This is a genomic window from Sphingobacterium sp. LRF_L2 (genome assembly GCF_965644235.1).
In the GTDB taxonomy this organism is placed as follows: domain Bacteria; phylum Bacteroidota; class Bacteroidia; order Sphingobacteriales; family Sphingobacteriaceae; genus Sphingobacterium.
In genome coordinates this window covers 1-4,350 of record NZ_CBFFRI010000016.1, presented here as the reverse complement: position 1 = coordinate 4,350, position 4,350 = coordinate 1, and the positions used below count along the sequence as shown (strand labels likewise).

Sequence of the window (4,350 nt, the reverse complement as noted above, 5' to 3'; positions counted from 1 at the left end):
TTATGGAGAGCAATTGTGATGTGTATTTTTGGTCGACAGATATGCTTATTTTGAAAGATCTGTCTTATGAGAGCATGTTTATTGCTGTTGAAGAAATGTTAAATGATGGAACATTAGAACAGGTTTTTTCGAAAATAGGTACAATAAATACTGTTTTTTCGCATTTAGGTTGGAAGCATTATTCCGATGTTATCCTATTATAAAATGATCAGTGATCTGCAGAAAGATCGGTATCCAATACTAATTAGGTGGTGCGGGTAAAACTTTGATAGCATGTAATTTTTGGGAGATTGATGAGAGTCACTCTGCTGGAACGATCAGTTTTGGAACTCATTAATGCGCAGTGCAAAATAATAAATATATGACAACTATTGAGAGAAATGAAGCTCCTAAGTCGAGCGAAATAGCCGAATTTTTGAGACGTATTAGTTTTTTGCTTCCTGAAGGCTTTATAGAATTTTATAAACAAGCAAATGGAGCTGATATAAGCTCTGAGAAATACTATACAATACTTTGGCCAGTAACAGACATGATACAGCTTAATGAAGATTATTCTGTAGAAGAATATGCTCCTGATTTTTTTATTTTCGGGTCAGATGGAGGAGACAATGCATTTGCTATATACAAATCTACGGGTGAAATATTTGAAATGCCTTTTATAGGTATGTCAAAAGAGGAAGCTATTTTTAATGCGAGTACTTTTAACGAGTTTTTAATATTGAGATAGAGTTGTCGCTAAGACGGGAGGTAGTCTCGGGAATGCTGCAACAAGAAGCCAGATAGATAATATAGCAACAACTTTAGAAAGTAGAGGTTATACAATAACTAGAGGCGGAGGAAGATTCCCTGAAGAATATTTGAAACCTTTGGGTGGCGGTAGAAAAGGGGGGGGCTTATTTGGATTTAACTGCAACACATCCAGAATATGGAACTTTAAGAATTAACACAGTTGATGTTTATAAAAGTGGATTACCGACGACTCGCGAATTAAAAAATGCAGCACGTATCAGAACTCAAATAGCACCAGGAGAACATCTTTTATTAATTCCCAAAAGATAAATGAATATGAAGAGTAAACAAATAATGTTTTTTTCACTTTTAGAAGATATTGAAAACATAATTCAGGATTTTGAATCAGCGAATGAAATTCAATACTATCAAACAGGGTTGCTTGATAGTAAAAATATTCCTACTTACTATTCTGTAAGTGACTTGCCACATGTTGGATATACCTTATCAGGAGATTGGAATAGGATAGATGATTATTTGATAATCAAAAAAAACACATCACTTAATATTGATGAAGTTCCTCAAAGAAAAGGAGGAGTAAAATTTGCTGTTGGTCAAGGTAATAACCCTAGATCAATTGAATTAAAATTGGGAGGTATTTATAGAGAAAAAGAAAATGTAATCGTTGCAGGAAGATTAGCCACAATATCAGAAGATCCAGATTCATTAGAGTTTTTTAAATTATTATCAACCAAAATAAAAAAAGAGTTTAAGAAAATTGGAGCGTTTTACGTGGGGAAATCTGCTGAAGAGAAATTGAAGGAAGGTTGGCGTTTGGTTACAAATGAAAAATCACGGAAAGAGTATGATTTAGCATTAAGTTGAGCGTGCTGCTAAGGGGTAGGTAAAGAAACTCACTTGGTATATGAAGGCCTGAATGCAGAGGGTTATGTTAAATCTTAATTTCTCAAAGAAGATAGTATATGTGAGTAACATATTTTATGTGTTCTTGACTAGAATTGAGAGCAGGTTGTCTGAATCAATCTGCTCCTTTTATGTCTATACTTAAAGATACTTCGATACTTTATCTTCTTTGCTGTGAGTCAATAAAATAATAGTAATCTGAAAAGTAATGTGAAGGGTGGCTAAAGTTTTTACGCAAAAACTATGTTTTTTAATGCTTAATTTTGGCTTTCATATCACTATTGGTCAGCAGTGAAAACTACAAATCTATTTTCTTTAGCTGCAAGTTCCCAAAAATCTTTAGAAAGATTGAACCATTCCCAGATATATTGAAAATCTTCCTCACCTAAAAATTCTGCATAATCTTGCTCGTCCTTGGGTATTTTTTCGTAACGCTTTTTTAGTTCTTCCTTTGTTATATCTTTGATTGCCTTCGCTATTTCTTTTACGGTTTCGGGAGTTTTTAAGACCATAATGTAATCATCCTCTGTGTATAAAATCTCTCCGCCCAAAATGATATGATTTAAGGGGAATTCACCGTTACTCCATTCAAGTTTTCCATTTGTTAAACTTCTATGTAAACCGTCCCATGATTTGTCAAGTTCAGCGAGTCGTTCCGGAAAATTTTCAAAATAATTTTCTTCAATATCTGCTTGTAAATATTCTAATCTTTCGGAGTCGGAATCATAAGACTTCAATTTCTCCACTTCTTTTTCATCCAGTGAAAATAGTACACCTAAACAACCCATGTTCTTTATTTGAAAATTTAATAATTATGAACTCTAAAATATTGAATTTTCGTGTTTTAAGAAATAACTATCCAAGTTAATTTGATCATCTTTGCATTATTAATGCATGATTTCAACGTAAAGAATTTAAAATTAAAGTATAGAAAACGTGTATTGAGCGATTGGAAAAATACATAAGTAGCATCTCATCTAAGAACCCAACTTATGGAGCACAAGTGCAAAGAGGATATGAACTTTTGAAATCAATTGGTTATTAATTATGGCGAGAATTAAAGTTGGAGATATTTTTGAAATAGATACTCCTAAAGGAAAAGCATATTTGCACTATATACATAAAGACCCGGTTACAGGAGCGCTGGTTCGGGTTTTACAGGGATTACATTTGGAAAAGCCTGCCAACTTTGACGAGTTGGCGGAGCAAAAGGAACGCTATTTAATTTCTTTTCCTCTAGGGGCAGCGGCTAGTCGAAAGATTGTTGAACGTGTTGGGTTTTATAGCGCTTCAGAATTTAGTAAGCCTAAGTTTATGCGTCAAGAACATAGTGTGAGGGGTGAATTTCTGGGGTGGCATATTGTAGATACAGACACTTGGCACTTACAATTGGTAAAAACGCTTACGGTAGAACAGAAGGAGTTGTCCCCTTGGGGAGTTTGGAACGATACCCTTTTGATTGAAAAATTGATCGAAGACTGGAGTTTAGAAAAGTGGGGTTAGCTGGCTTAATCGGTATTATATTGTCGTATGACCTGTGGTAGATAAGTTATGGGGTATTATAAAAGGCCTAAATGGAGTTTCTACCTTTAGTGCGAGACAGATTTAAGGAACTAGGTGTAGCAGGATTATTATCCATTTGGCTCTTCTTTACGAGATGGATGTATTACTTTTTTGGTGATAATGAAAGTACTACAAGTTCAAGTAGTGTACAATCGTCTGGGACTTCTTCAGGTAATGAAGATGGAAAAAGATGGAAAAAATAGGCTCCCTGATGTAGGTAAGCCCAATTCTATATAAACAAATACACCTGGTGTAACTATCAAGGTGTATGGAGAGGATGGAAAAGTTCAAAAAGAACATAATAGGAGGCATACTGGTGTAAACACACCTAAAAATGAAGGTGAAGATCATGTGTATGATCATAAACCAAAGCCTAATCCTAATGCAACTGAAAGGCAGTCTAGAAGAAAACCTAAGCCAAACGAACTCGAAAAAGACAAGTAAAAACGGGAACAGCGAAGAAGAAATACTAATAATTAGATATCCATGAAATTTTTAGGAAAAGATAATATATTATTTGAACAGCTGACTCAAGAACTGAGCATATTAAGTTCTCAGATAATTGGCTTTAATATCAAAACTAAAGACTACTCTTTTACTATAGAGGTTGAAATTAAGTTGTTATATTCGAAAGGAAATTGCTTGAAATTAGTGTTTTCAAAAATAAAGGAGTATGCATTTTATAATAACTCCAGCAATGATGTTTACTATATTGAGGATTACAAGCTGATGCAAAAAAATAATTTGTATTATATAAGCTTTGATCCAGACGCCAATGATTTAGCAGACATTTCTGATGATGACAATGATTTCATTTTATGTGAAAACATGGAAGGGTATATTTACAGTTCAGAAAGTTAAAGATTATGACACCAAACCCCGCTGACGAGCCTGAGTTTGGTGTTTTACCACGAATATGCTTTGCCTGTTTTGGCATCCCTGATGGGGGCAGAAGTACGTGTATTTCGGCAAATTATTAAGACTACAGTTGGACTGCAAGTTTGGGAAAAAGGTAAAGGCTATTTTGAAGTTTCTACCTTTAGTGCGAGACAGATTGAAGGAAATAGGTTTAAATCTGTTTAATCTAGAATAACAGAAATTAGTAACGTGAAAAGTCTGCACTTTTAAGTTGCA

At 34.2% G+C, this 4,350-nt stretch carries 10 protein-coding genes; 9 read left to right on the top strand and 1 reads right to left on the bottom strand.

Annotation, left to right across the window (positions count from 1 at the left end):
* The 4 genes from ACSZOX_RS22325 to ACSZOX_RS22310 all read left to right on the top strand — a co-directional run.
* Positions 1-203: hypothetical protein (locus ACSZOX_RS22325; protein ID WP_437922461.1), on the top strand; the 203-nt coding region annotated here is incomplete at its 5' end.
* A 158-nt stretch (positions 204-361) separates the two neighbouring features.
* Positions 362-727, top strand: a complete 366-nt coding sequence (locus ACSZOX_RS22320; protein ID WP_437922459.1) for an SMI1/KNR4 family protein — start codon at positions 362-364, stop codon at positions 725-727.
* Positions 728-870: 143 nt separating this feature from the next.
* A complete protein-coding gene (locus tag ACSZOX_RS22315; RefSeq protein ID WP_437922457.1) occupies positions 871-1,059 on the top strand; it encodes a hypothetical protein in 189 nt (62 codons plus the stop codon).
* A 6-nt stretch (positions 1,060-1,065) separates the two neighbouring features.
* Positions 1,066-1,614, top strand: coding sequence for a hypothetical protein (locus ACSZOX_RS22310; RefSeq protein WP_437922455.1), 549 nt, complete (start codon positions 1,066-1,068; stop codon positions 1,612-1,614).
* A 317-nt stretch (positions 1,615-1,931) separates the two neighbouring features.
* Here the strand turns inward: ACSZOX_RS22310 and ACSZOX_RS22305 are convergent, their stop codons facing one another.
* On the bottom strand, positions 1,932-2,441 hold the full coding sequence (locus ACSZOX_RS22305; protein WP_437922453.1) for a YfbM family protein: 510 nt from the start codon (positions 2,439-2,441) through the stop codon (positions 1,932-1,934).
* Positions 2,442-2,700: 259 nt separating this feature from the next.
* Here ACSZOX_RS22305 and ACSZOX_RS22300 point away from each other — a divergent pair, with 259 nt between their 5' ends.
* From ACSZOX_RS22300 to ACSZOX_RS22280, 5 genes are all read left to right on the top strand, one after another.
* Positions 2,701-3,156 (top strand): hypothetical protein, encoded by a 456-nt coding sequence (locus ACSZOX_RS22300; RefSeq protein ID WP_437922451.1) that lies wholly within the window; start codon positions 2,701-2,703, stop codon positions 3,154-3,156.
* A gap of 71 nt (positions 3,157-3,227) precedes the next feature.
* Complete coding sequence (locus tag ACSZOX_RS22295) at positions 3,228-3,419, top strand: hypothetical protein (protein ID WP_437922449.1); 192 nt, start codon at positions 3,228-3,230, stop codon at positions 3,417-3,419.
* Between the two features lie 61 nt (positions 3,420-3,480).
* Entirely contained in the window at positions 3,481-3,660 is a 180-nt protein-coding gene (locus tag ACSZOX_RS22290) for a hypothetical protein (protein ID WP_437922447.1), read from the top strand.
* Positions 3,661-3,702: 42 nt separating this feature from the next.
* Entirely contained in the window at positions 3,703-4,077 is a 375-nt protein-coding gene (locus ACSZOX_RS22285; protein WP_437922445.1) for a hypothetical protein, read from the top strand.
* Positions 4,078-4,116: 39 nt separating this feature from the next.
* Complete coding sequence (locus tag ACSZOX_RS22280) at positions 4,117-4,299, top strand: hypothetical protein (RefSeq protein ID WP_437922443.1); 183 nt, start codon at positions 4,117-4,119, stop codon at positions 4,297-4,299.
* Positions 4,300-4,350: the final 51 nt, after the last annotated feature.

What these genes read in the sequence shown, in the direction of transcription:
- ACSZOX_RS22320 (WP_437922459.1), top strand. Translation starts at nt 362, where the DNA reads ATGACAACTATTGAGAGAAATGAAGCTCCTAAGTCGAGCGAAATAGCC.
- ACSZOX_RS22310 (WP_437922455.1), top strand. Translation starts at nt 1,066, where the DNA reads ATGAAGAGTAAACAAATAATGTTTTTTTCACTTTTAGAAGATATTGAA.
- ACSZOX_RS22305 (WP_437922453.1), bottom strand. Translation starts at nt 2,441, where the DNA reads ATGGGTTGTTTAGGTGTACTATTTTCACTGGATGAAAAAGAAGTGGAG.
- ACSZOX_RS22300 (WP_437922451.1), top strand. Translation starts at nt 2,701, where the DNA reads ATGGCGAGAATTAAAGTTGGAGATATTTTTGAAATAGATACTCCTAAA.
- ACSZOX_RS22295 (WP_437922449.1), top strand. Translation starts at nt 3,228, where the DNA reads ATGGAGTTTCTACCTTTAGTGCGAGACAGATTTAAGGAACTAGGTGTA.
- ACSZOX_RS22285 (WP_437922445.1), top strand. Translation starts at nt 3,703, where the DNA reads ATGAAATTTTTAGGAAAAGATAATATATTATTTGAACAGCTGACTCAA.